Origin of the sequence: Streptomyces rubiginosohelvolus, assembly GCF_014649875.1 — a bacterium.
GTDB lineage: Bacteria > Actinomycetota > Actinomycetes > Streptomycetales > Streptomycetaceae > Streptomyces > Streptomyces rubiginosohelvolus.
On the sequence record NZ_BMTW01000027.1, the window covers coordinates 1 to 24,475 of the forward strand.

Annotated in this window: 22 protein-coding genes and 1 pseudogene; 9 read left to right on the forward strand and 14 right to left on the reverse strand. The window is 71.7% G+C overall.

The genetic code is table 11. The features are described 5' to 3' along the window. A pseudogene (locus tag IE134_RS33360) lies at nucleotides 1-825 on the forward strand (DUF2637 domain-containing protein); the annotation flags it as partial. 79 nt (nucleotides 826-904) lie between these two features. Here the strand turns inward: IE134_RS33360 and lysS are convergent. Continuing rightward, nucleotides 905-2,668, reverse strand: a complete 1,764-nt coding sequence (lysS, locus tag IE134_RS33365; protein ID WP_098016679.1) for a lysine--tRNA ligase — start codon at nucleotides 2,666-2,668, stop codon at nucleotides 905-907. 138 nt (nucleotides 2,669-2,806) lie between these two features. Here lysS and argS point away from each other — a divergent pair, with 138 nt between their 5' ends. Then, entirely contained in the window at nucleotides 2,807-4,588 is a 1,782-nt protein-coding gene (gene argS, locus IE134_RS33370; RefSeq protein WP_030710895.1) for an arginine--tRNA ligase, read from the forward strand. Nucleotides 4,589-4,672: 84 nt separating this feature from the next. Here argS and IE134_RS33375 read toward each other — a convergent pair whose 3' ends face one another. The 6 genes from IE134_RS33375 to IE134_RS33400 form a co-directional block, all read right to left on the reverse strand. Beyond that, complete coding sequence (locus IE134_RS33375) at nucleotides 4,673-5,020, reverse strand: antibiotic biosynthesis monooxygenase family protein (RefSeq protein ID WP_032768213.1); 348 nt, start codon at nucleotides 5,018-5,020, stop codon at nucleotides 4,673-4,675. 28 nt (nucleotides 5,021-5,048) lie between these two features. Further along, entirely contained in the window at nucleotides 5,049-5,489 is a 441-nt protein-coding gene (locus IE134_RS33380) for a GvpU-like protein (RefSeq protein ID WP_030710897.1), read from the reverse strand. Nucleotides 5,490-5,583: 94 nt separating this feature from the next. Further along, a complete protein-coding gene (locus IE134_RS33385; RefSeq protein WP_030710899.1) occupies nucleotides 5,584-6,795 on the reverse strand; it encodes a phospholipase D-like domain-containing protein in 1,212 nt (403 codons plus the stop codon). Nucleotides 6,796-6,974: 179 nt separating this feature from the next. Further along, nucleotides 6,975-7,796 (reverse strand): MerR family transcriptional regulator, encoded by an 822-nt coding sequence (locus IE134_RS33390; protein WP_189432739.1) that lies wholly within the window; start codon nucleotides 7,794-7,796, stop codon nucleotides 6,975-6,977. Continuing rightward, on the reverse strand, nucleotides 7,789-8,325 hold the full coding sequence (locus IE134_RS33395) for a VOC family protein (RefSeq protein WP_030710903.1): 537 nt from the start codon (nucleotides 8,323-8,325) through the stop codon (nucleotides 7,789-7,791). Before IE134_RS33395 ends, IE134_RS33390 begins: the two co-directional genes overlap by 8 nt. 67 nt (nucleotides 8,326-8,392) lie before the next feature. Further along, nucleotides 8,393-9,811: a helix-turn-helix domain-containing protein gene (locus tag IE134_RS33400; RefSeq protein ID WP_189432741.1), complete on the reverse strand. Its 1,419-nt coding sequence runs from the start codon at nucleotides 9,809-9,811 to the stop codon at nucleotides 8,393-8,395. A 227-nt stretch (nucleotides 9,812-10,038) separates the two neighbouring features. On the opposite strand from IE134_RS33400, the gene IE134_RS33405 reads away from it, so the two are divergent. Then, nucleotides 10,039-10,734: a DUF4232 domain-containing protein gene (locus IE134_RS33405; protein WP_126932198.1), complete on the forward strand. Its 696-nt coding sequence runs from the start codon at nucleotides 10,039-10,041 to the stop codon at nucleotides 10,732-10,734. 27 nt (nucleotides 10,735-10,761) lie between these two features. Here IE134_RS33405 and IE134_RS33410 read toward each other — a convergent pair whose 3' ends face one another. Beyond that, nucleotides 10,762-11,328: a dihydrofolate reductase family protein gene (locus IE134_RS33410; RefSeq protein WP_030710907.1), complete on the reverse strand. Its 567-nt coding sequence runs from the start codon at nucleotides 11,326-11,328 to the stop codon at nucleotides 10,762-10,764. A gap of 147 nt (nucleotides 11,329-11,475) precedes the next feature. Here IE134_RS33410 and IE134_RS33415 point away from each other — a divergent pair, with 147 nt between their 5' ends. The 4 genes from IE134_RS33415 to IE134_RS33430 all read left to right on the forward strand — a co-directional run bounded on the left by IE134_RS33415 (nucleotide 11,476) and on the right by IE134_RS33430 (nucleotide 15,411). Further along, on the forward strand, nucleotides 11,476-11,847 hold the full coding sequence (locus tag IE134_RS33415; RefSeq protein WP_030710908.1) for an NIPSNAP family protein: 372 nt from the start codon (nucleotides 11,476-11,478) through the stop codon (nucleotides 11,845-11,847). A 78-nt stretch (nucleotides 11,848-11,925) separates the two neighbouring features. Next, nucleotides 11,926-12,759, forward strand: coding sequence for a DUF4253 domain-containing protein (locus IE134_RS33420; protein ID WP_189432743.1), 834 nt, complete (start codon nucleotides 11,926-11,928; stop codon nucleotides 12,757-12,759). Then, the gene (locus IE134_RS33425; RefSeq protein ID WP_189432745.1) at nucleotides 12,738-14,795 is read left to right on the forward strand and encodes a hypothetical protein; all 2,058 of its coding nucleotides are present in this window, start codon (nucleotides 12,738-12,740) and stop codon (nucleotides 14,793-14,795) included. Before IE134_RS33420 ends, IE134_RS33425 begins: the two co-directional genes overlap by 22 nt. A gap of 136 nt (nucleotides 14,796-14,931) precedes the next feature. Beyond that, nucleotides 14,932-15,411, forward strand: coding sequence for a hypothetical protein (locus IE134_RS33430; RefSeq protein ID WP_030710912.1), 480 nt, complete (start codon nucleotides 14,932-14,934; stop codon nucleotides 15,409-15,411). A 12-nt stretch (nucleotides 15,412-15,423) separates the two neighbouring features. On the opposite strand, the gene hemB is transcribed toward IE134_RS33430, so the two are convergent. The 6 genes from hemB to IE134_RS33460 form a co-directional block, all read right to left on the reverse strand. Beyond that, nucleotides 15,424-16,428: a porphobilinogen synthase gene (gene hemB / locus IE134_RS33435; RefSeq protein ID WP_030710914.1), complete on the reverse strand. Its 1,005-nt coding sequence runs from the start codon at nucleotides 16,426-16,428 to the stop codon at nucleotides 15,424-15,426. Nucleotides 16,429-16,571: 143 nt separating this feature from the next. Next, nucleotides 16,572-18,242: a bifunctional uroporphyrinogen-III C-methyltransferase/uroporphyrinogen-III synthase gene (locus IE134_RS33440; protein ID WP_030710916.1), complete on the reverse strand. Its 1,671-nt coding sequence runs from the start codon at nucleotides 18,240-18,242 to the stop codon at nucleotides 16,572-16,574. After that, a complete protein-coding gene (gene hemC / locus IE134_RS33445; RefSeq protein WP_010064000.1) occupies nucleotides 18,239-19,225 on the reverse strand; it encodes a hydroxymethylbilane synthase in 987 nt (328 codons plus the stop codon). The genes IE134_RS33440 and hemC overlap by 4 nt, the downstream gene beginning before the upstream one ends. Continuing rightward, the gene (locus IE134_RS33450) at nucleotides 19,222-20,730 is read right to left on the reverse strand and encodes a glutamyl-tRNA reductase (protein WP_030710918.1); all 1,509 of its coding nucleotides are present in this window, start codon (nucleotides 20,728-20,730) and stop codon (nucleotides 19,222-19,224) included. The genes hemC and IE134_RS33450 overlap by 4 nt, the downstream gene beginning before the upstream one ends. Further along, on the reverse strand, nucleotides 20,727-21,488 hold the full coding sequence (locus IE134_RS33455) for a redox-sensing transcriptional repressor Rex (RefSeq protein ID WP_030710920.1): 762 nt from the start codon (nucleotides 21,486-21,488) through the stop codon (nucleotides 20,727-20,729). Before IE134_RS33455 ends, IE134_RS33450 begins: the two co-directional genes overlap by 4 nt. A gap of 257 nt (nucleotides 21,489-21,745) precedes the next feature. Continuing rightward, nucleotides 21,746-22,036 carry a glutaredoxin family protein gene (locus tag IE134_RS33460; RefSeq protein ID WP_030710922.1) on the reverse strand — a complete coding sequence of 97 codons (291 nt, stop codon included), beginning with the start codon at nucleotides 22,034-22,036 and terminating at the stop codon, nucleotides 21,746-21,748. A 158-nt stretch (nucleotides 22,037-22,194) separates the two neighbouring features. On the opposite strand from IE134_RS33460, the gene IE134_RS33465 reads away from it, so the two are divergent. Further along, on the forward strand, nucleotides 22,195-23,142 hold the full coding sequence (locus IE134_RS33465; RefSeq protein WP_030710925.1) for an HAD family hydrolase: 948 nt from the start codon (nucleotides 22,195-22,197) through the stop codon (nucleotides 23,140-23,142). Nucleotides 23,143-23,525: 383 nt separating this feature from the next. Next, nucleotides 23,526-24,305, forward strand: coding sequence for an ECF subfamily RNA polymerase sigma factor, BldN family (locus tag IE134_RS33470; RefSeq protein WP_030710927.1), 780 nt, complete (start codon nucleotides 23,526-23,528; stop codon nucleotides 24,303-24,305). Nucleotides 24,306-24,475: the final 170 nt, after the last annotated feature.

Sequence of the window (24,475 nt, forward strand, 5' to 3'; positions counted from 1 at the left end):
TCGATGATGCCGCTGCGCCTGGCGAAGTACGGCGTGCCGCTCGCCGAGACCGCCCCGGCCGGCCTCGCCGCCGCCGGGATCGAACCGGCCCTGCTGCCGCCGGTGCCCGTCGAGGCCGACCGCCCGAAGGCCGAGTTGAGCCCCGTCGGGCCGAACCAGGCCGAGCCGGTCCACGCCGAGCTGCCGTACGGACCGCACCAGGGGCCCAGCCAGCAGCCCGCACAGGAGTCCGGCCAGGAGCACGGCCAGGCACAGCACCAGGAGCACGGGCCCCAGCCGGAGCAGGCGCAGCCCCACCCGCAGCCCCAGCAGCAACAGCAGCAGCAGCCCATGTCGCTCCAGAAGCAGGACCCGGCCGTCCCGGCCACCCACGACAGCCCCTGGTTCGCCGCCCAGAAGCTGCCGGACAACGTCCACGGGAGCGCGTACGACCCGGAGTACGCCGAGGGCCCCCAGCACACCCCGGTCCAGATCCCCGCGGGCCCCGGCCGCACCCGGCCGCTGGGGGACGTCGGCACGATCGGCGCGGTCCCGCACCCCCGTCAGGAGCAGGCGCCCGAGCCGCCCGAGGTCCTCGACCCCGAGGAGGCGCCGCAGGTGGAGCAGTGGCCCATGGAGGACACCGACTTCGCCCGGGAGGCGTACGAGGTGTTCAGCGAGTACACGGACGCGCAGGGGCAGTACCCGTCCGTGGAGGTCCTGGACATCCACCTCGCCGACACGCGCAACGTCCGCCACCCGCGCTCGACGGAGCTGCTCCAGCAGCTGATGCCGCAGTTCCGGGAGGCCCACGCGCAGCGGCCGACCGCCGACCAGCCTGCCTGACCCGTCCCCGTACACACGACGAAAGGGCCGCCGCCCGGGAGGATTCCCGGGCGGCGGCCCTTTCGTCATGGACAGGGTCTTACGCGCCCAGCAGCCTGCGCACCCGGTCCGCCCCCACCGCGAGCAGCAGCGTGGGCAGGCGCGGGCCCGTGTCGCGGCTGACGAGCAGCCGGTAGAGCAGGGCGAAGAAGGACCGCTGCGCGGCCTTCAGCTCGGGCGTCGGCTTGGCGTCCGGCTCCAGGCCCGCCAGCACCTTCGGCACGCCGTAGACGAGCGTGGTGAGGCCGTCCAGCGACCAGTGCGTGTCCAGGCCCTCCAGGAGGAGGCGCAGGGACTCACGGCCCTGGTCGTCGAGCGAGCCGAGGAGCTCCTTGTCGGGCTCGTCCCGGACGATGGTGCGGGCCTCGGCCGGGACCTGGGTGGTGATCCAGTTCTCGGCGCGGTCGAGGCGCGGGCGCGCCTCGTCCAGCGAGGTCAGCGGGTTCTCCGGGTCCAGCTCGCTGAGGATGCGCAGCGTCTGGTCCTCGGCGCCGGCGGTGATGTCGGCGACCGAGGCGAGCGTCCGGTACGGGAGCGGGTGCGGAGTGCTCGGAAGCTCCCCGGCGGCCGTGCGGACGGCCCGGGAGTGCGCGGCGGCGTCGGCGGGCAGCACCGTGCCGTCGGCGACCTTGCGGCCCAGCGAGTCCCACTCGTCGTACAGCCGCTGGATCTCTTGGTCGAAGGCGATCTTGAACGACTGGTTGGGCTTGCGTCGGGCGTAGAGCCAGCGCAGCAGCGGCGCCTCCATGATCTCCAGCGCGTCGGCCGGGGTGGGGACCCCGCCCTTGCTGCTGGACATCTTGGCCATGCCGGAGATGCCGACGAAGGCGTACATCGGCCCGATGGGCTGTACGCCGTCGAAGACCTCGCGGACGATCTGGCCGCCGACGACGAAGGAGGAGCCGGGCGAGGAGTGGTCGACGCCGCTGGGCTCGAAGATCACACCCTCGTAGGCCCAGCGCATCGGCCAGTCGACCTTCCAGACCAGCTTGCCGCGGTTGAACTCGTTGAGCCGGACCGTCTCGGCGAAGCCGCACGCCGAGCAGGTGTAGTTCAGCTCGGTGGTGTCGTCGTCGTAGGAGGTGACGACGGTGAGGTCCTTCTCGCAGTTGCCGCAGTAGGGCTTGTACGGGAAGTAGCCGGCGCTGTTGCCGCTGCCGTCGTCCTCGTCGGCGGCTCCGGAGCCCTCGGCGGCTTCAAGCTCGGCCTCGTCGACCTTCTTCTGCTGCGGCTTCTTACCGCCGCCCTTGCCCTGGGCCGCCGGGTCCTTCTTGGTCCGGTAGCGGTCGAGGACGGCGTCGATGTCGGCGCGGTGCTTCATCGCGTGCAGGATCTGCTCGCGGTAGGTCCCGGCGGTGTACTGCTCCGTCTGGCTGATTCCGTCGTACTCGACGCCCAGCTCGTCCAGGGCCGCGGTCATGGCGGCCTTGAAGTGCTCGGCCCAGTTCGGGTAAGAGGAGCCGGCCGGGGCGGGCACCGAGGTCAGCGGCTTGCCGATGTGCTCGGCCCAGGACGCGTCGACGCCCGGGACGCCGTTCGGGACCTTGCGGTAGCGGTCGTAGTCGTCCCAGGAGATCAGGTGGCGCACGGTGTACCCGCGGCGGCGGATCTCGTCGGCGACCAGGTGCGGGGTCATGACCTCGCGGAGGTTGCCCAGGTGGATCGGGCCGGACGGGGACAGGCCGGAGGCGACGACGACCGGTTTGCCAGGCGCACGACGCTCCGATTCGGCGATGACATCGTCCGCGAAGCGGGAGACCCAGTCGGTCTCGGTGCTGGTCTGACTCTCGGCCACGGTCGGCACGTCCTTCTCTCGTTCTGTCGATTCCCGGTGGGTTACCGACCATTCTCCCAGCTACCCCCCGCAGCGCGAAAACGGCTTTACGCCCCGTGGGATACTGGACCGATCCCTTGTACCCCTACGGAAACGGCAGCCCGTCCCATGCCTGAGCACGGCTCGGTCCCTTCCCTCGCTTCCACGCTCCAGCAGCAGCTGGCGGACGCCCTGACGGCAGCCCTGCCGGATGCCGGCACCGCGGACCCGCTGCTGCGCCGAAGCGACCGGGCCGACTTCCAGGCCAACGGCATCCTGGCGCTCGCCAAGAAGCTCAAGGGCAACCCCCGGGAGCTGGCCGGCCAGGTGACCGCCGCCCTCCCGGCGGGTGAGCTGATCAAGGACATCGAGGTCTCCGGACCCGGCTTCCTCAACATCACGCTCGCGGACAAGGCGATCGTCGAGACGCTGGCCGCCCGGGCCGCCGACCCCGAGGGCCGCCTCGGCGTGCCGGTGGCGGCGGACGCCGGGAAGACCGTCATCGACTACGCCCAGCCCAACGTGGCCAAGGAGATGCACGTCGGCCACCTGCGGTCGGCGGTCATCGGCGACGCGATGGTCCGGATTCTGGAGTTCACCGGCGAGGACGTCGTCCGGCGGCACCACATCGGCGACTGGGGCACCCAGTTCGGGATGCTCATCCAGTATCTGATCGAGCACCCGGGCGCCCTGGAGCACGAGGGCGGCGCGAGCGACGGCGAGGCGGCGATGTCGACGCTGAACCGGGTCTACAAGGCGTCCCGGGCCCTGTTCGACTCGGACGAGGAGTTCAAGGCCCGGTCCCGGGACCGGGTGGTGGCGCTCCAGGCCGGGGACCCGCAGACGCTGGAGCTGTGGCAGGGCTTCGTCGACGAGTCGAAGATCTACTTCCACTCGGTCTTCGACAAGCTCGACATGGAGGTCCGCGACCCCGACATCGTCGGTGAGTCCGGCTACAACGACATGCTGGAGGAGACCTGCCGGATCCTGGAGGAGACGGGTGTCGCCGTCCGCTCCGAGGGTGCGCTCTGCGTCTTCTTCGACGATGTGAAGGGCCCGGACGGCAACAAGGTCCCGCTCATCGTGAAGAAGACCAACGGCGGTTACGGCTACGCGGCGACCGACCTCTCCGCGATCCGGAACCGGGTCCAGGACCTCAAGGCCGACACCCTGCTGTACGTGGTGGACGCCCGGCAGTCGCTGCACTTCAAGATGGTCTTCGAGACGGCCCGGCGGGCCGGCTGGCTGGGCGACGGCGTCAAGGCCGTGCAGCTCGCCTTCGGCACGGTCCTCGGCAAGGACGGCAAGCCGTTCAAGACCCGTGAGGGCGAGACGGTCCGGCTGGAGGACCTGCTCGACGAGGCGGTCGAGCGGGCCACCGCGGTCGTCCGGGAGAAGGCCGAGAAGGTCGGCCTGTCCGAGGACGAGATCGTCGAGAACGGCCGGTACGTCGGCATCGGCGCCGTGAAGTACGCGGACCTGTCGACCTCCGCCGTCCGGGACTACAAGTTCGACCTGGACCAGATGGTGTCGCTGAACGGCGACACCTCGGTGTACCTCCAGTACGCGTACGCGCGGATCCAGTCGATCCTGCGCAAGGCAGGGGACGCGGTTCCGGCCGCCCACCCGGAGCTGGCGCTGGCCCCGGCGGAGCGGGCGCTCGGCCTGCACCTGGACCAGTTCGGCGAGGTGCTCTCCGAGGTGGCCGCGGGCTACGAACCGCACAAGCTGGCCGCGTATCTCTACCAGCTGGCGTCGCACCTGACCACGTTCTACGACCAGTGCCAGGTGCTCAGCCCGGACAACGCCCCGGAGGTCGTCGAGAACCGGCTCTTCCTGGTCGAGCTGACCGCCCGGACCCTGCATCAGGGGATGGCGCTGCTGGGCATCAGGACGCCCGAGCGGCTCTGACCGCACTAGCTGTCCTGCTGTACGTACGTCGGCCCCGGCACCTGCGGAACAGGTTGCCGGGGCCGACGTACGTACGGGGAAGCCCTAGGGTGCGGTGAGCTCCACGACGACGTCGTAGACCGCCGGGTTCGGTGTGATCGGCTGCCGGGTCTCCTCGCGCGCCGCCCGGGTGCGGGAGGCGAAGTCCGGGTCGGCGGTGGCTGCCTCCCACGCCTCCTGGCTCTCCCAGTGGGAGACGTTGACGAGCTGGAAGCGGGAGTCGGATGAGCGGGCCCGGTGCATCCGGGAGTCGATGAATCCGGGCTTGTCCCGCATGAGGCGGGCCCGCTGCTCCCACTTCTCGACGAACGCGTCGAGTTCGTCGGCGGCTATCTCGAAGACGTTGATGAAGGTGACGGACGAGTCCGGGGTTAAGGCGCTCTCTGTGGTCATGCCGCAACCCTAGGAGCCGGCCGACCGGCTACTGCGGGCGGCCCAGCGCCCACCCCGACACGTCGGAGAGGCGTCCGCGCCACAGCGGCAGGGAGACGGGCGTCATGGCCCCGGAGACGAGGGTGACGTCCCGCAGATGGATCCAGCGGGGCAGCCGGGCCGTCCCCGTCGCGTCCTCCTCCGCGCGCAGTTCCCGTACGCCCTGGTCGACGGTCTCGGGGAACTCGGCGAGCAGGTTGGCCCCCTCGCCCTCGACCTGGCGCAGGCTCCTGGCCCACTCGGCCTTCCACTGCTCGTGCCCGATGACGTCGCCGTGCAGGAGGCCGCCGGGGTGCGTGAGGGTGAGGGGCAGGCTGGAGCGCGGGTCCTCGTCGAGGAGCTGGATGAGCAGCTGCAGCTGGAGGTCCGGCAGGGGTTCGGTGATCACCGCGGCGGACGGTGCCGGCGAGGTCTCGGCGGTGGCGCTCATGGGCCTGCCCTTCACATGGCGATGGCGGACGACGGTCGTCCTCCCCGCCTGCCCGGCGAAGGCGCGCGCACGCCCACCACCGCAGCCCCAGTTCTCAGAGGAACCGGCGGATGGGGACGACAGCCGCCTCCTTGGCCCGCTGGAGGACGTCGCGGCGCTTCCACCGGCCGCGCTCGATCAGCACGCTCTTCTCGCGGTCCTCCTCGAAGTGGCCGTCGAGGGTGGTGGTGAAGTCCTGGTCGAGGACGGCCAGCATGACTTCCTCGTCGTGGTCGAGGGAGCGGCGGTTGAAGTTGGTGGAGCCGATGAGCGAGGCGACCCGGTCGATGGTGAGCGTCTTGGTGTGCATCATCGTCGGCTGGTACTGGTAGATCTTCACGCCGCAGTCGGTCAGGTCCTCGTAGTAGCGCTGCCCGGCGAGCTGGCAGACCCGCTTGTCGGTGTGCGGCCCCGGCAGCAGGATCTCGACCTCCACCCCGCGCGCGGCGGCGGCGCACAGCAGCCCGGTGAAGTAGGCGTCGGGGGCGAAGTAGGCGGTGGTGAGGCGGATGCGTTCCTCGGCGGACTCCAGGACGACCCGGATCAGGGTCTGCATGTCCTGCCAGCCGAAAGAGGCCGAGCCGCGCACCACCTGGACGACGGAGTCGCCGTGGTGCTCCTCGGTGACGAACCGGTCGCGGTCGTCGAACAGCTCGTCGTGGCACTCGGCCCAGTTCTGGGCGAACGCGGCGGCCAGTCCGTCGACGGCGGGCCCGGTGACCTGGACGTGGGTGTCGCGCCACTCGTTCTCGTTGCGGGCGTCGCCGCACCACTCCTCGGCTATCCCGACACCACCGGTGAACGCAGTGCGCTCGTCGACGACGAGGACCTTGCGGTGGCATCGGTGGTTCTGCTTGAGCGGCGAGAGGTAGAGCGGCTTGCGGAACCAGGTGACGGTGACCCCGGCCTCGTCCATCATGGCCAGCTGGCCCTTCTCGATGAGCCGCGATCCGAACCCGTCGAGCATGAGCCGCACCCGGACCCCGGCACGGGCGCGGTCGGCCAGGGCCTCGGCGAACTGGAGAGCGATGTCACCCCGCCAGTAGACGAACGTCATCAGATCGACGGTGTGCTCCGCCTCGCTGATGGCCTTCAGCATCGCGCCGAAGATGGCGTCGCCGTTACGGAGCGGGACAAGGGAGTTCCCCTCGGTCGCGGCGATACCGATCAGCCGCTCCAGCCTGCGTCTGAGGCGTTGGGAGCGTTCCTCGCAGGTGCGGTCCTCCGGGGCCGTGCGATCGGAGGCTTCGGCTGCAGTGGCGGACATGAATCACCTGTGGGTTCGCGGGCGGGGCGGCCGCACGCCGTCGTCACGCGACGGTGAGGCTGCCAGAACCTCGCAGACTGTACTCCCGAGTTCTGGACATGTGTACGACCGCTTATCGGTCAGCCACCGGGATGAACCGATACGCGAACTTTGACCGATACGTCATTGAATGACGGGATTCAGCGCCGCTCCTCCTGCCCTCCGTCCCAGGTCGCCGTGTCGGGGTCGATGCCGTGTGCACGCGCGCCTGCGTCGATGATGCGACGGAACCACATCGCGAGGCCGGGGCGGATGCCGTCGTAGTGGGCGGCGAATCCCGCATCGGCCTCGTACATGCGGCCGAGGCAGACCTGCATCTGCCGGGTGAGGGGGAAGTACGGGGCGAAGACCTCGCGGTGCCGCTCGACGAGCCGGTTCGCCTCCGGGCTGCCCGGCAGGACTCCGGCGTCCATCGCCTCCCCCAGGGCGCGGTCGAGGCCCGCGACGGCGTCGGCGACGGCCTGCCACTCCTCCGGACCGCGCGAGGCCGAGCGTTCGGCGTACTGCCGCCACTGCGTCGTGTCCCCGTAGCGCAGGCGCGCTCGGGCCGGACCGTCCGGGTCCCATCCGGGGCCGAAGATCGCGGCCTGCTGTTCGTCCGTCAGCAGCGGGCCGCGCTCATGGGCCTCGATCATCCGGTCGAGGCCGGCGCCGAGCCGCTGGAGGCGGTCGATCCGTTCGGCGACCTGGGTGCGCTGCGCGCGCAGTGCGCCGAGCACGTCCGCGGTGTCGTCCAGGACGGTCCGGATCCTGTCCAGGCCGAGACCGAGCTCACGGTAGACGACGACGCGGTGGAGGCGTTCCAGATCACCGCCGGTGTAGAGCCGGTATCCGGCGGCCGTGCGCAGCGACGGCTGCGCCAGGCCGATCTCGTCCCAGTGGTGCAGCGCGCGGACCGTCACTCCCAGACGCGCCGAGACCTGACCGACGGTCAGGCCGTCGGCGTCAGTGGTGTCAGGCATGCCTCTCATGGTCGGCGCTGTCGTCGCCGGGTGGGGTGATGCCCATGGCTTCAAGGTTGCGTGCCTCCTGGCTCGCCGGGTCGAAGGGCTTGGCCGCGGTGAAGACGACCCGCGCGTTCTCGGGGGTGATCACCTCCACATCGCGGGTGTTCCAGGCGGTGTCCCGGGGACCGTCGACCGAGTCCGGGCGCAGCGCACGGCAGGCCTCGGCAAGGGATTCGACCTGGCCGAGCACGCCCGCGAAGCTGAAGCTCATCGCCGGTGGCTGCTCCGGAACGCTCTCCGCCGCGACGAGGAGGACGTCCTGGAACGCCCACCGGCGCAGATGCACCAGCGTGCCGGGGACGCTGAACAGCTCGAAGAACCCGAGCCCGTGCATCCAGAAGTCCACCGACGCCGCCAGATCGCTGGTGGGGATCGTCACGAACGCGGGCATTCCGTAGATGCCGCGGAACGGCTCCGGCGGAACCGCGTCCGGACCGGGGGCGGGCACGGGACTCATCTCGAACGCGTTGTAGTAGTCGCTCATGGACTCGACCTTCCAGCCTCACGCAACGTGAGGGTCAAGCCGGGATCCACGAGCGCACGAGAACGCATCAGGGCTGACCGGCACGCTCCCAGCCGTAACCGGGGCCACCGTGCACGTACTCCGGACGCCCCTTCATCCCGCTCAGCCGGAACGGCTTCCCCTGGTCGTCGATCCGCAGCGTCCCCTCCTTGCCGCCGCTGCTCCACTCCAGCTCCAGATACCAGCTGACGTCGTAGCTCACGGCCTTCATCTCCAGGTTGAAGACCTCCACGTCCTCGGACGACACCTTGTACGGGAAGTCCACCGCCGGAACCTCGATGTCCCCCTGCGTCCCCGGCACCGCCCGGAGGGTGGGATGCCCGGCGTCGAGGTTGGAGGCGAAGGTCTGCGGGGTGATCCCGCTGCCGCAGCCGTTGCCCATCAGGTACGCCGACCAGGGCAGCGGGGCCTTGCGGGACACCACACGGACGTTCATCGCCTTCAGGACGACCGCCTCGCGCGAGGTCCCCTGCACGGTGAGCTGGAGCCGCGTGTTCCCGCCCTCGACCCCGCCGTACGACTCCGCCCAGCCGCGCCGGTCCTGCGGCGCGGGCGGCGGGTCGAGCGCGTCGGGCCCCCGGTTCACCAGGTAGTGCTGGCCGCAGGGTTCTTCCCAGTTGTACGAGGAGATGCTGACGGTCGGCGGAGCGCCGAGCCCCGTAACGCCGTCGCCGCCCCCGCTCTGGGCCTGCCCGGCGCCCGAGCCCGCCGAGGGCTTCCCGGACGGCTGCCCCGACGGGGACGCGGAGTTGCTCGCCGAGGGATTGGCCGAACTCGGACTCCCGGAGGGCCGGGGCGTGGCCGAGGCGGAGCCCTCCGGCGCGGCGGCGGGGCCCCCGCCCGCGTCCTCCACCCGGTCCGCGGCGCTCCCGCCGTCCTCCTGGCCCGACCCGGCGAGATCGACGGCGACGACGGTGGTGGGGACGAGGAGCGCGGCGACCCCGGCGGCGGCGATGAGCACCCGCGTACGCCGGGAGAGCCGGGACCAGCGGGACGCCGGGGCCGCGCCGCCACCGGACGTGACGGACAGCTCCGACGGCTCGGGCACATCGGACGGCTCCGACGGCTCGCTCGCCTCGACGGCCTCCGGCACCGCAGCGGGCACGGCATCAGAAGTGACGTCGGGCGCGGCGTCAGGAACGTTGGCAGGCACGGCGTCAGGCACAACAGCAGGCGCAGAGGCACTCGCCGGAGGCCGCCGCCGGGCCGCGTCCGCCACGATCCACCGCCGGTGCACCTCCACCAGCTCGTCACCCGACGCCCCGCACACCCGCGCGAACCGCTCCACCGGAGCGAACTCGTTCGGCACGGCGTCCCCGTTGCAGTACCGGTGGAGGGTCGACGTACTGACGTGCAGCTTCCCCGCGAGCACCCCGTAACTGCGCCCCGAACGGTCCTTCAGATCCTTCAGCAGAGCCGCGAAATGCACGGCCTCCGGCGTCGCCACGACGGCGTTCCCCTTCCTCGTGCGTCCCGGAACGGCGTTCCAGGGACGCGGAATTCCCGCAGGTCACCGTATGCGTAGACGTTCCAGCTTCCCCAATGGTTCGGCAGGCGTTGCGGCCGGATTCCGCCACCCCACAAGCTCGGACCAGACCACAGCAGGACCACGGGCCGGCCGTTCGACCGGGCCGGCACGTCAACCGATCACCGAGTACGGGGAGTACCACCGCCATGCGCACCAACCGCGTCCGCACCACCGCCCTCGCCGCCACCGCTCTCGTGGCCGCCCTCTCGCTCACCGCCTGCGGCGGCGACGACAAGGCCATGGGGACCAAGCCGGCCGGCTCCGCCGAGACCGCGACCCCCGCGGCGACGAGCACCGACGGGAAGGCCCGGTCCGAAGCCCCGGAGGCGGGCACGCCCGAGACGCAGACCGTGCCCGCCGAGGGGAAGCACGCGGGCGGCAACGGCAACGGCGCCAACCAGAGCAAGAAGCCGGAGGCGGCGGCCTCGATCGCGACCTGCACGCCCAAGAACTCCACCGTCAAGGTCTCCAAGGTGAGCCGCCCGATCAACCACCTGCTGCTCACGGTGACCAACACCGGCACCAAGAACTGCGCCGCGTACTACGCCCCGTTCCTCCGCTTCGACGACGCGCAGGCGGTGTACCCGATCCTCGACGACAGCAAGCCGCAGGCCGTCGTCACGCTCTCCCCCGGCGAAGAGGCCTACGCGGGCATCTCGCTGCTCGGCGAGCCCGGCGAGGACGAGCCGGTCAAGAGCGACAACCTCGGCGTGATCATGGTGGACAAGAACAACAAGTCCAAGGGCGAGTCCACGCTGAAGCTCCCGGCGGAGACCTACACGGACAGCCGGGGCTTCGTCACCTACTGGCAGTCGGACGTCGAGAACGCCCTGATGTTCTGAGCCCGCCCCGCCGCCTCGCCACGCTGGTCAGGCCCGGACCGTCTCGTAACGGAGCATCACGACCCCGTTGCCGAAGGTCCGGGTCTCCAGCAGCCGGAGCCGCTGCCGCTCCTCCGCGTCCCGGAAGAAGGGGCGGCCCCGGCCGAGGATGAGGGGATGGACGTAGATCCGGTACTCGTCGATCAGGTCGGCCCGCCGGAACGACTCCAGCAGATCCGCGCCGCCGACCGCCAGGTCCCCCGAGGCGGCGTCCCGCAGGCCGCGGACCTGCTCGGGGTCGACCTCGTGGAGCAGGGTCGCGTTCGGCCCCACGCTCTCCAGCGTCCGCGAGAAGACGAACTTCGGCATGTCCCGCCAGATCCCCGCGAATTCGGCCATCGGACCTTCGTTGGCCGGATCCTGATCGGCGGTCGGCCAGAACTCCTCCATCAGCTCGTAGGTGACACGCCCCTCGACGAAGCCGCCCATGGTCCGGAAGTAGTCGTTGAAGTGCTGGTGCAGTTCCTCGTCGACGGTGTGCCAGTCGATGTCGTGGTCGGGCCCTTCGAAGAATCCGTCGAGGGAGAGCGAGATGGACGTGACGATCCTGTTCACGGCGGCTCCTGCCGGATCGGCCCGGTCGGCGGGGACCGGGGCGGCGCGCAACGGGCCTCGACCATACGTCCCCCGGCGCCGTTTCCTCCGGAGAAGAGCCCTCGCGTGACAGGCGTCGGTGCGCGGGAAGCCGCCTAACCTGGCCGCATGATCACCTGCGTCGTGCGGTACACGATCGACCCGAAGAAGATCGCGGCCTTCGAGCGGTTCGGCTCCCGCTGGATGGAGCTGGTGCAGGCCCACGGCGGCACGCACCACGGCTACTTCCTCCCGGCGGAGGGCGCGAGCGACGAGGCACTGGCCCTGTTCAGCTTCCCGAGCCTGGCCGCGTACGAGGAGTACCGGCACCTGTTCGGCCGGGACCCCGAGTTCATCGCAGCGGACCGCATCCGCGACGAGAGCGGCTGCGTACTGCGCTACGAGCGCACCTTCATGCGCCCGCTGCTCCCGGGCGACCTCGCGGGTGCCGGCGCCACGCCCGGGCCGGCTTCCGAGGAGCCGCGGTCCCCGACGTCCTAGGACCCCTCGTTCGGATCATGTCGGGCTCGGCGACCACCGCCCCTCTCGCTGTCAGTGCCGCCGCCTAGGCTCCCCGTCATGGCGACGCTCCCGAATCCTCTGCCCGACCCGGCCGCCTCCGGCCTGGTCCTCCCGCCCGGCTCCCTGGTGGACGCCACGCTGGACGGCCCCTGGCACGAGCCGCTGCTGTGGTACGCGGACGGCCCGGCGGCCCCGCGCGACTGGCCGGACCTGCGGGCGGCCGGGCGGCGGCTCGGGCTGCTGCCGGTGCTCGTCACCGGCGGCTCACGCGACCAGTGGCCCGAGGACTGGGACCTCTGCCCGGACGACACGTCGTACCCCGGCGACCACGACGCCGAGGAGGTCCTCGCGGAGTACTGGGCGGACCACGTCGACCACGCGGACGACGAGACCGGCGACGGCCCGTCAGCCGACGGGGACGCCCCGGGTCCCGGCTCGTCCTGGCCCGGCCTCGCGCCCGTTCCCGCCCGGGAGGCGGCCGAGGACGCGGACACGGTGGCGGCAGGGCTCGCGGGCGTCATCGCCGCCGACGCCGACGCATGGCTCGGCGGAGCCCGCATGGCCCTCGTCCCGGCCCGCCGCAGCGCCGACATACCGGCGGCGATCGGCTGGTCGGGCCCGATGAACCACGAGAACGACGTGGCCCGGCTCTGCGCGGTGCTCCGCTCCTGGGAGGACCGCTTCGACGCCCGGGTCGTGGTGCTCGGCTTCGACACGATGATCGTCTCCGTGGGCCGCCCGCCCGCCACGATCGAGGAGGCCCGCGCCCTGGCCGCCGAGCACTACGCGTTCTGCCCGGACAACATCGACCAGTCCCCTCCGTACGACCTCGACGCCTACGCCGAGAAGGCCGTGCTCAACCAGGAAGCGTGGTCGTTCTGGTGGGACTGAACACGGACCGTACGGCCGGGCAGCGATCGGACCTGTCCCTGATCAAGGCCTGGTGGCGCACGCTCGGCTGCGACGGCTTCGTCGTCCTGCCTCCCCCGACCAGGGGTCGCTACACCCAGTCCGACGGCCACGAGGACGCGGCGGAGATGTTCGCGACCCTAGGCATCGCGACCGGCACCTCCTTCGCGTACTGGCACTGGCAGTCCCAGGACGCCTTCGACCGCTCCGGCGAACTGACCGGCGTGCTCTATCTGCACTGGGGCGGCGACCACGCCACGGTCGCCACCGGTCTCGGGGAGGGCCCGCCCGGCTACCGAATCGTCAACAACGGTCCGCAGGGGGCCTTTCAGCTGGACAAGGTCACGGCGACGGACGCCGACGGGCTGCCGGACCCCGAAGACGCCGCGGGCGTACGCCAGTTCCTCGCCCGCATCGACGAGCCCCGCCGCCGGACCGCCCGCTCCACGGAGTACGGCCCGCTGGCCCCCGCGGAGGAACGCTGGCTCCACGACCGGCTGTCGGGCCCCCTGGGCCTGGACGCCACCGTCCGCTTCACCGCCCCGCTGGAGCACCGGCAGGCGCTGACCCCGGACGAGACGGCACGGCTGCTGTCCGCCTGGCGGGAGACGTACGCCGGCCGGCTCGCGGCCTGGCGCGGCTGGGGTCCCGTGCTGCGCGCGCTCCTGCGCCAGGAGCACCCGGAGGCCTGGGAGGTGGCCGCCGAACTGGGAGCCGACGCGTCCCACGCCCTCGCCGCGCACCCGTCCCCGCGCTCGCTGGAGCTGCTCCGCGCGTGGGCACTGTCCGGCGACGACAACGCCGTACGCGGCTGGTTCCGCGCCCACCACGCGCTGCGCGAACCGGACCCGTTCAGGGCGGCCCACGCGCTCTCCGAGGAGCTGACGGACCGCACCGCGCCCGAGGCCGCGCAGACCGCCCTCCTCCACGCGCTGCGGGAAACCGTCACGGTCGAGCCCGACACCCGCCACCCCGCCGCCGACGCGTTCTTCCCCTTCCTCCTCGCCACCATCCGGTTCGCCACCGACGACCGCCTGCCGCGCCCACTGCGGGTCGCCGCCGCGAAGGCCGCCGCCGATACGGCGGACCGCGTGCGCGAGACGGCCGGCCAGCTCACCGACGCCGCCGAAGCGGCCGAAGCCCTCGCCGCCGTCGACCGCTACGAGGCCGCCCGCGACGGCCTCCTCGCGGGCACCGGCCCCGACCTCACCGGCTACGAGGGCGGCCTCGGCGACATCTACCACCGCTACCGCACCCTCTCCCCCGCCGACGTCCGGTGGTTGAGCGACCGGCTCGCCGACCCGGCCACCGGCGTCCAGGGCATCGCCTTCTGCCTGGAGTTGCTCCACGCTCACGGCAAGGCCACCGAAGCGGACCTCGTCGCCCTCCTCCCCCGCTGGAAGAAGGAGCTGACCAAGCAGTACCGCACCACGTACACCGAGTGGCGCCACCCGCTGGTCACCCTGACCTGCCTCGCCCTCGACCTGGAACACCCGGCCGCCGCCGACCTGCTGGCCTGGTGGGCGAAGCCCAAGCCGCTCTGGAAGGCCCCGGTCCGGCTGCTCACCCACCTCGGCGCCCCCGACGAGGCGAAGGCCGCCGAGCTGTGGGAGTTCATCGTCTCCGGCAGGGACGACAACGGGCACCTGATGACCTGGGTGCTGCTCCGCGCCCGCCTCGACGGCACGCACCCGCTGCACGTGGCGGACAAGCTGATCGGGGAGCCGGGCATCCACCCGTACACCCTGGAACACGTCCTGATCGGGGTGGCCGACCCCGCCCAGCCGCTGTGGCACTACACGATCGACCCGCGCAGCCACAGCTGGTGGCGGCGCGCCCAGGAGGTTGCGGACCACCCCGGCCTCTCCGCCGAGGCCCGCGCGATCGGGCTGAAGGCGGCCCGCAGGCACTGCATCGCCCGTTACCCGGACCAGGTCCGCCCGCCCGTGACGCAAGGCGAGGTGAACGCGGCCCACGCCTGGCTGGAGGCCCGCGCCGACAGGACCGCCGCGGGCTGAGCCCTCGTGGACCGCCCCGCTGATCTCCTCGGTCGTCACCGTGCCGCTGGGGCTGGCCGCACCTGCCACCGCCGTGGTCACTTTCGTAGCATTCATGGCACTGGTCGACTGGCCCTGACAGAAAGTGTCCACCCCCATGAACGACACGAACCTCACGACCACGACGGAAGCCGCTTCCGCGGCCGAAGCCGCAGAGCGCCTGATAGCCGAATTCCGTGCGCTGCCCGCAGGCAGCGACCGCAAGCGCGAGATCATCACCGAGCTGGACGACAACACGCAGGCGCTGCCGTTCCTCGTCTCGGTCGTCGCGGACCCGGGCGAATACGACCTCGCCCGGGTCGAGAGCGCCACCGTCCTGCGCCTGTGGCCCCCGGCGGACCCCGCCCTGCGCCACGAAGCGGGCCGCGCCCTGCTCACCGCGCTGCGCGACCCGGCGGAGGACCTGGTCCGGCAGTACGCGGCGATGTCGCTGGCGCCCTACACCGACGACCCGGTCGTCGCCACGGTCCTGGACACCACCGCGCGGGCCGACGAGGACCCCCTCGTACGGGACAGCGCCCGCTTCTCCATCAAGGAGGCCCACCGGCTCCAGGAGACCGGAGCGGGTGGGCCGTGATCACGCGGGGGCTCAGGCCCTGCCGTGTCCGAGCCACTGGGCCGCCTCGGTCGCCCAGTAGGTGAGGATCATCTGCGCCCCGGCCCGCCGGATCCCGGTCAGGCTCTCCAGAATCGCCTTGTCCCGGTCGATCCAGCCCTTCTCGGCGGCCGCCTCGATCATCGCGTACTCGCCGCTGATCTGGTACGCCGCGACCGGCACGTCCACGGACTCCGCGACCTTGGCGAGGATGTCCAGATACGGTCCGGCGGGCTTCACCATGACCATGTCCGCACCCTCCGCCAGGTCCAGCGCCAGCTCCCGCAGCGACTCGCGGGCGTTGGCCGGGTCCTGCTGGTAGGTCTTGCGGTCACCGGTCAGCGAGGAGCCGACGGCTTCGCGGAAGGGGCCGTAGAAGGCGGAGCTGTACTTCACGGTGTAGGCGAGGATCGACACGTCCTCGTGGCCGGTCTGGTCCAGGGCGTCCCGGATCACGCCGACCTGACCGTCCATCATCCCGCTGGGGCCCACCACATGGGCCCCGGCGTCCGCCTGGACCTGGGCCATCTCCGCGTACCGCTCCAGGGTCGCGTCGTTGTCCACCCGGCCGTCGGTCGTCAGGACCCCGCAGTGGCCGTGGTCGGTGTACTCGTCCAGGCACAGGTCCGACATGATGACCAGGTCGTCGCCGACCTCCTCGCGGACCGCGCGCAGCGCGACCTGGAGGATCCCGTCGGGGTCGGTGCCCGCCGTGCCCCGGGCGTCCTTCTTCCCGTCCTCCGGCACCCCGAAGAGCATGATCCCCGAGACCCCGGCCGAGACCGCCTCGACGGCCGCCTTCCGCAGGGTGTCCAGGGTGTGCTGGTACACGCCGGGCATGGCCGAGATGGCGACCGGGGCGTCGACGCCCTCCCGGACGAACGCGGGGAGGATCAGGTTCGCCGGGTCGAGCCGTGTCTCGGCGACCATCCGCCGCATCGTCGGGGTCGTCCGCAGCCGCCGGGGGCGGGAGCCGGGGAAGTTTGCGTACGCAGTCATCCTTCGACGATAGACCCGTACGCAGCACGGTCTTACCGACACCGGCGCCGGGAAAGGCCCCCCAACAGGCCCGGGCGCCGGCCCGGAAAGGACAGTGGGCCCGGCCGCCGAAGCGACCGGGCCCACTCACCCCCGTACTGCCGTTACGTCGTCGTCCGACGCCTGCGCGCACCCGGGCGCCGCTCGCTCGGCCGCGTCACCGGGTCGCCGGCCTCCTTCGCCGCGTCCCGCCGCTGCGCGCCGAAGGCGGCGAGCGCCTCGGCGAGCTTGTGCACCGACGGCTCCGGGGACAGGACGTCCACGCGCAGACCGTGCTCCTCGGCGGTCTTCGCGGTGGCCGGGCCGATACACGCGATGACGGTCACGTTGTGCGGCTTGCCCGCGATGCCGACCAGGTTGCGGACCGTCGAGGACGAGGTGAACAGGACCGCGTCGAAGCCGCCGCCCTTGATCGCCTCGCGGGTGTCGGCCGGCGGCGGCGAGGCGCGGACCGTGCGGTACGCGGTGACGTCGTCGACCTCCCAGCCCAGCTCGATGAGCCCGGCCACCAGGGTCTCGGTGGCGATGTCGGCGCGCGGCAGGAACACCCGGTCGATCGGGTCGAAGACCGGGTCGTAGGGCGGCCAGTCCTCCAGCAGCCCGGCGGCGGACTGCTCGCCGGAGGGCACCAGGTCCGGCTTCACTCCGAAGTCGATCAGCGCGGCGGCGGTCTGCTCGCCGACGGCGGCGACCTTGATCCCGGCGAAGGCCCGGGCGTCGAGACCGTACTCCTCGAACTTCTCCCGGACCGCCTTGACGGCGTTCACGCTGGTGAAGGCGATCCACTCGTAGCGTCCGGTGACCAGGCCCTTGACCGCGCGCTCCATCTGCTGGGGCGTACGCGGCGGCTCGACGGCGATCGTCGGGACCTCGTGCGGCACCGCACCGTAGGAACGCAGCTGGTCGGAGAGCGACGCTGCCTGCTCCTTGGTCCGTGGGACGAGCACCCGCCAGCCGAACAGCGGCTTGGACTCGAACCACGCGAGCTGGTCGCGCTGGGCGGCGGAGCTGCGCTCTCCGACCACGGCTATGACCGGCCGGTGACCCTCGGGCGAGGGGAGCACCTTGGCCTGCTTGAGGGTCTGGGCGATCGTCCCGAGGGTCGCCGTCCAGGTGCGCTGGCGGGTGGTGGTGCCCGCGATCGTCACGGTGAGCGGGGTGTCGGGCTTGCGGCCCGCCGAGACGAGCTCACCGGCGGCGGCCGCGACCGCGTCCAGCGTGGTGGAGACGACGGCGGTGGCGTCGCTCGCGCCGACCTCGCTCCAGCACCGGTCGGAGGCCGTACGGGCGTCGACGAAGCGGACGTCCGCGCCCTGCGCATCGCGGAGCGGCACCCCGGCGTACGCGGGCACGCCGACGGCGTTCGCGATGCCCGGGACCACCTCGAAGGGCACCCCGGCGGCGGCGCAGGCGAGCATCTCCGCGCCCGCGTCGCCGTCCAGACCCGGATCGCCCGCGACGGCACGGACCACCCGCCTGCCGCCCTTCGCGGCCTCCATGACAAGATTGGCCGCATCCCTGAGAACGGGTACACCGGCGGTTGTTGACGAGACGTCAACAAGCGTCAGCTCAGGCGTGCTCACGCCTTCCCGCGCATGGCTGCGAACGACGTCGAGCACATCGGGCTCGGCGACAAGGACGTCCGCGCTCGCCAGCGCTTCGACAGCGCGCAGAGTCAGCAGTCCCGGGTCGCCGGGACCGGCGCCGAGGAAGGTGACCTGGCCTTGGGCGGACAGGACCGGAAAGTCGGATGCGGCGGGGCCGGTGGGGCTCAAAGTGCTCGCTCCCCCATAAGACCGGCCGCACCCTTGGCGAGCATCTCGGACGCGAGTTCGCGACCGAGGGCCGCCGCGTCGTCGTGCGACGTGGGGACGGGACCGGTGGTGGACAGCTGTACGAGCGAGGAACCGTCGGTGGTACCGACGACTCCGCGCAGGCGCAGTTCGTTGACAACCTGTCCGTCGGCCAGGAGGTCGGCCAGCGCACCCACAGGTGCGGAGCAGCCGGCCTCCAGGGCGGCGAGCAGGGCGCGCTCGGCGGTCACGGCGACCCGGGTGTACGGGTCGTCGAGCTCGGCGAGCGCGGCGGCGAGGTCGGCGCTGGACGCAGCGCACTCGATCGCCAGTGCTCCCTGGCCGGGAGCGGGCAGGACGGTGTCGACCGGCAGGAAGTCGGTCACCTCACCGGTCCGGCCGAGACGGCTGAGCCCGGCGGCGGCGAGGACCACCGCGTCGAGCTTGCCGTCCCGCACGAACCCGATCCGCGTGTCGACGTTGCCCCGGATGGGGACGGTCTCGATCCGCAGTCCGTGGGAACGGGCGTACGCGTTGAGCTGCGCCATGCGGCGCGGCGAACCGGTGCCGATGCGGGCGCCGTCGGGCAGCTGCTCGAAGGTCAGCCCGTCCCGGGCGACGAGCGCGTCGCGCGGGTCCTCGCGCTGCGGCACGGCGGCCAGCACGAGGTCGTCGGGCTGGCTGGTCGGCAGGTCCTTGAGCGAGTGGACGGCGAAGTCCACCTCACCGCGCAGGAGCGCCTCGCGCAGGGCGGCGACGAAGACGCCGGTGCCGCCGATCTGCGCCAGGTGCTCGCGCGATGTGTCCCCGTACGTGGTGATCTCGACGAGCTCGACGGCGCGCCCGGTCACCTCGCGGACCGCCTCGGCGACGAGCCCGGACTGGGCCATGGCGAGCTTGGAGCGCCGGGTGCCCAGCCGGAGCGGCGCGGCGCCCCGCGCGTCCGGCGATGAGTTGTCGGTCATGACCGCCCTCTATTCGGGTCGTTCAGGTCGGCCCGGGAGACGGCGGCCACCGTCTGCGGGTCGAGGTCGAAGAGTTCTCGCAGCGCGTCCGCGTACCCGGCGCCGCCGGGCTCGCTGGCGAGCTGCTTGACCCGCACGGTGGGCGCGTGCAGGAGCTTGTCGACGACGCGGCGCACGGTCTGGGTGATCTCGGCGCGCTGCTTCTCGTCCAGGTCGGGGAGGCGGCCGTCCAGCCGGGCGATCTCGCCGGCGACCACGTCGGCGGCCATGGTGCGCAGGGCGACCACGGTCGGGGCGACGTGCGCGGCGCGCTGGGCGGCGCCGAAGGCGGCCACCTCGTCGGAGACGATCGTGCGGACCCGGTCCACGTCGGCGGCCATCGGGGCGTCGGCGGACGCCTCGGCGAGCGACTCGATGTCGACGAGGCGCACCCCGGCGATGCGGTGGGCGGCGCCGTCGATGTCGCGCGGCATGGCGAGGTCGAGCAGGGCGAGCCGGACCGGACCGGTGGACTGCGCGGGCACGGTGACCCGGCGCGGCGTCGCCGGACCCGCGTACGCGGCGGAGGCGGCGGAACCGTTCTCCACCCAGGCGGCGTGCTGGTCGACGTCGTCCGGGGCCGGGGCGACGGCGGTGACCGCCTGTGCCTCGGGCGCGGCGTCCAGACTCACGCCCAGGGCGTCGGCGAGGGCGTCGGCGGTGAGCACGAGGCCGGTGGATCCGGTGCAGGAGACGACGATGTCGGCACGTGTCAGTTCGTCGCCCACCGCGGACATCTCGACGGCGCGGGCGCGCACCGCGGTGTCGTCGCCCTGCTGGAGGATCTCCACGAGGCGGTCCGCGCGGGCGCGGGTCCGGTTGGCGACGACGATCTCGGCGACACCGGTCCGGGCGAGGGTCGCAGCGGCCAGCGAGGACATCGAGCCGGCGCCGATGACCAGGGCGCGCTTGCCCCCGGCCCACAGGGCGGGGTCGGCCCCGGCGGCGAGCTGCTGGAGCCCGAAGGTGACGAGCGACTGCCCGGCCCGGTCGATCCCGGTCTCGCTGTGGGCGCGCTTGCCGACCCGCAGGGCCTGCTGGAAGAGGTCGTTCAGCAGCCGTCCGGCGGTGTGCAGCTCCTGGCCGCGCGCGAGCGCGTCCTTGATCTGGCCGAGGATCTGGCCCTCGCCGACGACCATCGAGTCGAGCCCGCAGGCCACCGAGAACAGGTGGTGGACGGCCCGGTCCTCGTAGTGCACATAGAGATACGGAGTGAGCTCCTCCAGGCCGACGCCGCTGTGCTGGGCGAGCAGGGTGGAGAGCTCGGCGACACCCGCGTGGAACTTGTCCACGTCCGCGTACAGCTCGATGCGGTTGCAGGTGGCCAGCACGGCGGCCTCGGTCGCGGGTTCCGCGGCGAGGGTGTCCTGGAGCAGCTTGGCCTGGGTGTCGGCAGCGAGGGACGCCCGCTCCAGTACGGAGACGGGGGCGCTGCGGTGACTCAGTCCGACGACGAGGAGGCTCATGCGGGCATCACGGCGGGCATGTCCCCGTCGGGTCCTTTTCGGCCGGTGGGGGTGGCGCGCATGGGGGGCGCGCCCTCGTCCTCGGCGGTGGTGTCCTCGCCCGCCTTGCGCTGCTCGTGGAACGCGAGGATCTGGAGCTCGATGGAGAGGTCGACCTTGCGTACGTCGACGCCCTCGGGCACCGACAGGACGGTCGGCGCGAAGTTCAGGATGGAGGTCACACCGGCGGCGACGAGCCGGTCGCAGACCTGCTGGGCCGCGCCGGGCGGGGTGGTGATCACACCGATCGACACACCGTTCTCGCTGATGATCCGGTCGAGGTCGTCCGTGTGCTGGACGGCGATCCCGGCCACCGGCGTACCGGCCATGGCGGGGTCGGCGTCGATCAGCGCCGCGACGCGGAAGCCGCGGGAGGCGAAGCCGCCGTAGTTGGCGAGGGCCGCGCCGAGGTTACCGATACCGACGATCGCGACCGGCCAGTCCTGGGTGAGCCCGAGCTCACGGGAGATCTGGTAGACGAGATACTCGACGTCGTATCCGACACCCCGGGTGCCGTAGGAGCCCAGGTAGCTGAAGTCCTTGCGCAGCTTCGCCGAGTTGACGCCGGCCGCCGTGGCCAGCTCCTCGGAGGAGACCGTGGGGACCGATCGCTCGGAGAGCGCGGTCAGGGCGCGCAGATACAACGGAAGTCGGGCGACGGTGGCCTCGGGAATTCCTCGGCTACGGGTCGCCGGTCGGTGTGTTCGGCCAGTTGCCACGGTGCTCCTGCGGGATGAGCGGGGCTGCAGGCGGCCGTATGTCCCAAGACCGCCCCGTCGAATGCAGGCTATGTCTTTGTGAACGCGTGCACAAAGATTGTGTCCGTTTTGTCCGGTCAAAGTGACCGGGGTCACGCGCATTTCCCGCGCGATCCCGGAACCAGGGACCGCAACGGCCCGTTGCAGCCTCGAAGGGGGCAAAGCGGTACACACTCCTCACAACTACGCCCCCGAGGCCACTCAAAACGCCCGCAATGTTAACCGGGTTTCGCGTCCGCACCCAGCGCCTTGCGCAGCCTCGCGGGGTCCACGCGCCAGAACGTGTGCTGTTCGTCATCGATCAGCACCACCGGAATCTGCTCCCAGTACTCCTTGTACAGCCCCTCGTCCTCGGTGATGTCCTTCTCCACCCACGACGCACCGGTCTCCTCACACACCGCGCTCACCACCGCCCGCGCGTCCTCGCACAGATGGCAGCCCGGCTTCCCGACCAGCGTGACCACCCGCTCGGCGGGCTTCTTCTTCGTACGTCGCAGCAGAGGACTCATGCTCTCCATTCTGCGCCCGCCGCGCCCGGATCCCGGGCCCGCGCACCCCCGCCGCGGACCGCCCGGAATCGACCGATTCACCATTCCGCCCCGAAGCGTTCACGCCACCGCATCACGGCAGGTCGGGCAGGTACGGACGGACTGGCTATGCTCACCGCATGGCCGCTCTTGGATGGCTCACCCCCCGTAGGCGTTCCGCGACTGCGCGCAGCGTCCTGGCAGGCGAGGCCGCCGCCGAGGCCGCGCGCAAGACCTCGGCCGCCGACGACGACGCCGCCCTCCTGACCGGAACCTCCGAAGATGCGCCTGCGGAGCCCGTGTTCCCCGTCGCCGGGGACGTCCGCGCCGCCGCCTTCTTCGACCTCGACAACACCGTCATGCAGGGCGCCGCGATCTTCCACTTCGGCCGCGGCCTCTACAAGCGCAAGTTCTTCGAACGCCGCGAACTCACCCGGTTCGCCTGGCAGCAGGCGTGGTTCCGGCTGGCCGGCGTCGAGGACCCCGAGCACATGCAGGACGCCCGCGACAGCGCCCTGTCCATCGTCAAGGGCCACCGCGTCTCCGAGCTGATGTCCATCGGCGAGGAGATCTACGACGAGTACATGGCCGACCGCATCTGGCCCGGCACCCGCGCCCTGGCCCAGGCCCACCTGGACGCCGGGCAGAAGGTCTGGCTGGTCACCGCCGCGCCCGTGGAGACCGCCACCATCATCGCCCGCCGCCTCGGCCTGACCGGCGCGCTCGGCACCGTCGCCGAATCGGTCGACGGCGTCTACACCGGCCGCCTGGTCGGCGAACCGCTCCACGGCCCCGCCAAGGCCGAGGCCGTCCGGGCCCTGGCCGCCGCCGAGGACCTCGACCTGGACCGCTGCGCCGCCTACAGCGACTCGCACAACGACATCCCGATGCTCTCGCTCGTCGGCCACCCCTACGCGATCAACCCGGACACCAAGCTCCGCAAGCACGCCCGCGCCCGCGACTGGCGGCTGCGCGACTACCGCACCGGCCGCAAGGCGGCCAAGGTCGGCATCCCGGCCGCCGCCGGGGTCGGCGCGCTCGCGGGCGGTACGGCCGCCGCGGTCGCCCTGCACCGCCGCCGCCGCTGACCCACCCCCTTCACCGCGCCCCGTGCCCGCCCCGTCCGGTCACGGGGCGCAGCCACGCCCGAAGCCGTGCGGCCGATCGAAAGCCGTCTCGCCGCGACCGCCGACGCCCCCTCCGGCCAGCCGGATCGCCGACGCACGGCCACAACACGTCGCCCCCATAGGCAGATCGCGAAGTAATCCGATCAATAAACGGTCACCATGTGCTACTTGATGCGTCACTTAGCGATAAGAGAAGCGACGGAACCGGTGATTTAGACAACTGGGTGTAGCGCTGCCTGCACGAAGCGTTATTCTCCTCAGACGCATCACGGAGACCGTCACTCGCTACCACGGGTGACGATTTTCGAACTGCTCGTGATGGAAGCTCTGCCTCTGGGAGTCCCGTGTACCCACACGTCGGGGTTGACGCCTCGGGCCTGGCTACGCTGCGTGCATCGGTCATTGACCGCTTGCGCGGCTTCGTCCCCACCGCGTACGCCGTCCCCGCATTTGCCACCCCTGCACCTGCCGGCCCTTGCTACGCCCTGGCCGAACGCAGTGCGGCGGTCGGAAGACGCAGCACCCGCGCCGCGTCGGCCACCACGTCGACCGTCCGCCGTCCCACGGCCGACAGCGACAGCGCGCGCATGATGGATCTCGTCGAGCGCGCACAGGCCGGTGAGGCGGACGCCTTCGGCCGCCTGTACGACCAGTACAGCGACACCGTGTACCGGTACATCTACTACCGCGTGGGCGGCAAGGCGACCGCGGAGGACCTCACCAGCGAGACCTTCCTCCGCGCGCTGCGCCGGATCTCCACGTTCACCTGGCAGGGCCGCGACTTCGGCGCCTGGCTGGTCACGATCGCTCGCAACCTGGTCGCCGACCACTTCAAATCCAGTCGTTTCCGACTGGAAGTGACCACCGGCGAGATGCTCGACGCCAACGAGGTGGCGCGCAGCCCCGAGGACTCCGTCCTGGAGTCCCTCTCCAACGCCGCACTGCTCCAGGCCGTCCGGCGACTCAACCCCCAGCAGCAGGAGTGCGTCACCCTGCGGTTCCTCCAAGGGCTCTCGGTCGCCGAGACCGCCCGGGTGATGGGCAAGAACGAGGGCGCGATCAAGACCCTCCAGTACCGAGCCGTGCGGACGCTCGCCCGGCTCCTGCCGGACGACGCCCGCTGACGACGCCCTGTCGACCCTTACCGTCCCCCTACCGACCCCCTGCCGACGACCCCTGCGTGACCGTCCCGTCACGCACTGGTCCGATCATCTTTCGCGCGTAACCCAAGTGCCGCGCGCGTCGTTGTGCCGGTTGCAGGCCCCCTGTCGTCACCATCTGTCCGTCTCCACTC

Excerpts from the sequence above, each read along its gene's own strand:
- argS (WP_030710895.1), top strand. The coding sequence starts at position 2,807 with ATGCCTGAGCACGGCTCGGTCCCTTCCCTCGCTTCCACGCTCCAGCAG.
- IE134_RS33375 (WP_032768213.1), bottom strand. The coding sequence starts at position 5,020 with ATGACCACAGAGAGCGCCTTAACCCCGGACTCGTCCGTCACCTTCATC.
- IE134_RS33380 (WP_030710897.1), bottom strand. The coding sequence starts at position 5,489 with ATGAGCGCCACCGCCGAGACCTCGCCGGCACCGTCCGCCGCGGTGATC.
- IE134_RS33385 (WP_030710899.1), bottom strand. The coding sequence starts at position 6,795 with ATGTCCGCCACTGCAGCCGAAGCCTCCGATCGCACGGCCCCGGAGGAC.
- IE134_RS33390 (WP_189432739.1), bottom strand. The coding sequence starts at position 7,796 with ATGCCTGACACCACTGACGCCGACGGCCTGACCGTCGGTCAGGTCTCG.
- IE134_RS33395 (WP_030710903.1), bottom strand. The coding sequence starts at position 8,325 with ATGAGCGACTACTACAACGCGTTCGAGATGAGTCCCGTGCCCGCCCCC.
- IE134_RS33405 (WP_126932198.1), top strand. The coding sequence starts at position 10,039 with ATGCGCACCAACCGCGTCCGCACCACCGCCCTCGCCGCCACCGCTCTC.
- IE134_RS33415 (WP_030710908.1), top strand. The coding sequence starts at position 11,476 with ATGATCACCTGCGTCGTGCGGTACACGATCGACCCGAAGAAGATCGCG.
- IE134_RS33420 (WP_189432743.1), top strand. The coding sequence starts at position 11,926 with ATGGCGACGCTCCCGAATCCTCTGCCCGACCCGGCCGCCTCCGGCCTG.
- IE134_RS33430 (WP_030710912.1), top strand. The coding sequence starts at position 14,932 with ATGAACGACACGAACCTCACGACCACGACGGAAGCCGCTTCCGCGGCC.
- hemB (WP_030710914.1), bottom strand. The coding sequence starts at position 16,428 with ATGACTGCGTACGCAAACTTCCCCGGCTCCCGCCCCCGGCGGCTGCGG.
- hemC (WP_010064000.1), bottom strand. The coding sequence starts at position 19,225 with ATGACCGACAACTCATCGCCGGACGCGCGGGGCGCCGCGCCGCTCCGG.
- IE134_RS33450 (WP_030710918.1), bottom strand. The coding sequence starts at position 20,730 with ATGAGCCTCCTCGTCGTCGGACTGAGTCACCGCAGCGCCCCCGTCTCC.
- IE134_RS33460 (WP_030710922.1), bottom strand. The coding sequence starts at position 22,036 with ATGAGTCCTCTGCTGCGACGTACGAAGAAGAAGCCCGCCGAGCGGGTG.
- IE134_RS33465 (WP_030710925.1), top strand. The coding sequence starts at position 22,195 with ATGGCCGCTCTTGGATGGCTCACCCCCCGTAGGCGTTCCGCGACTGCG.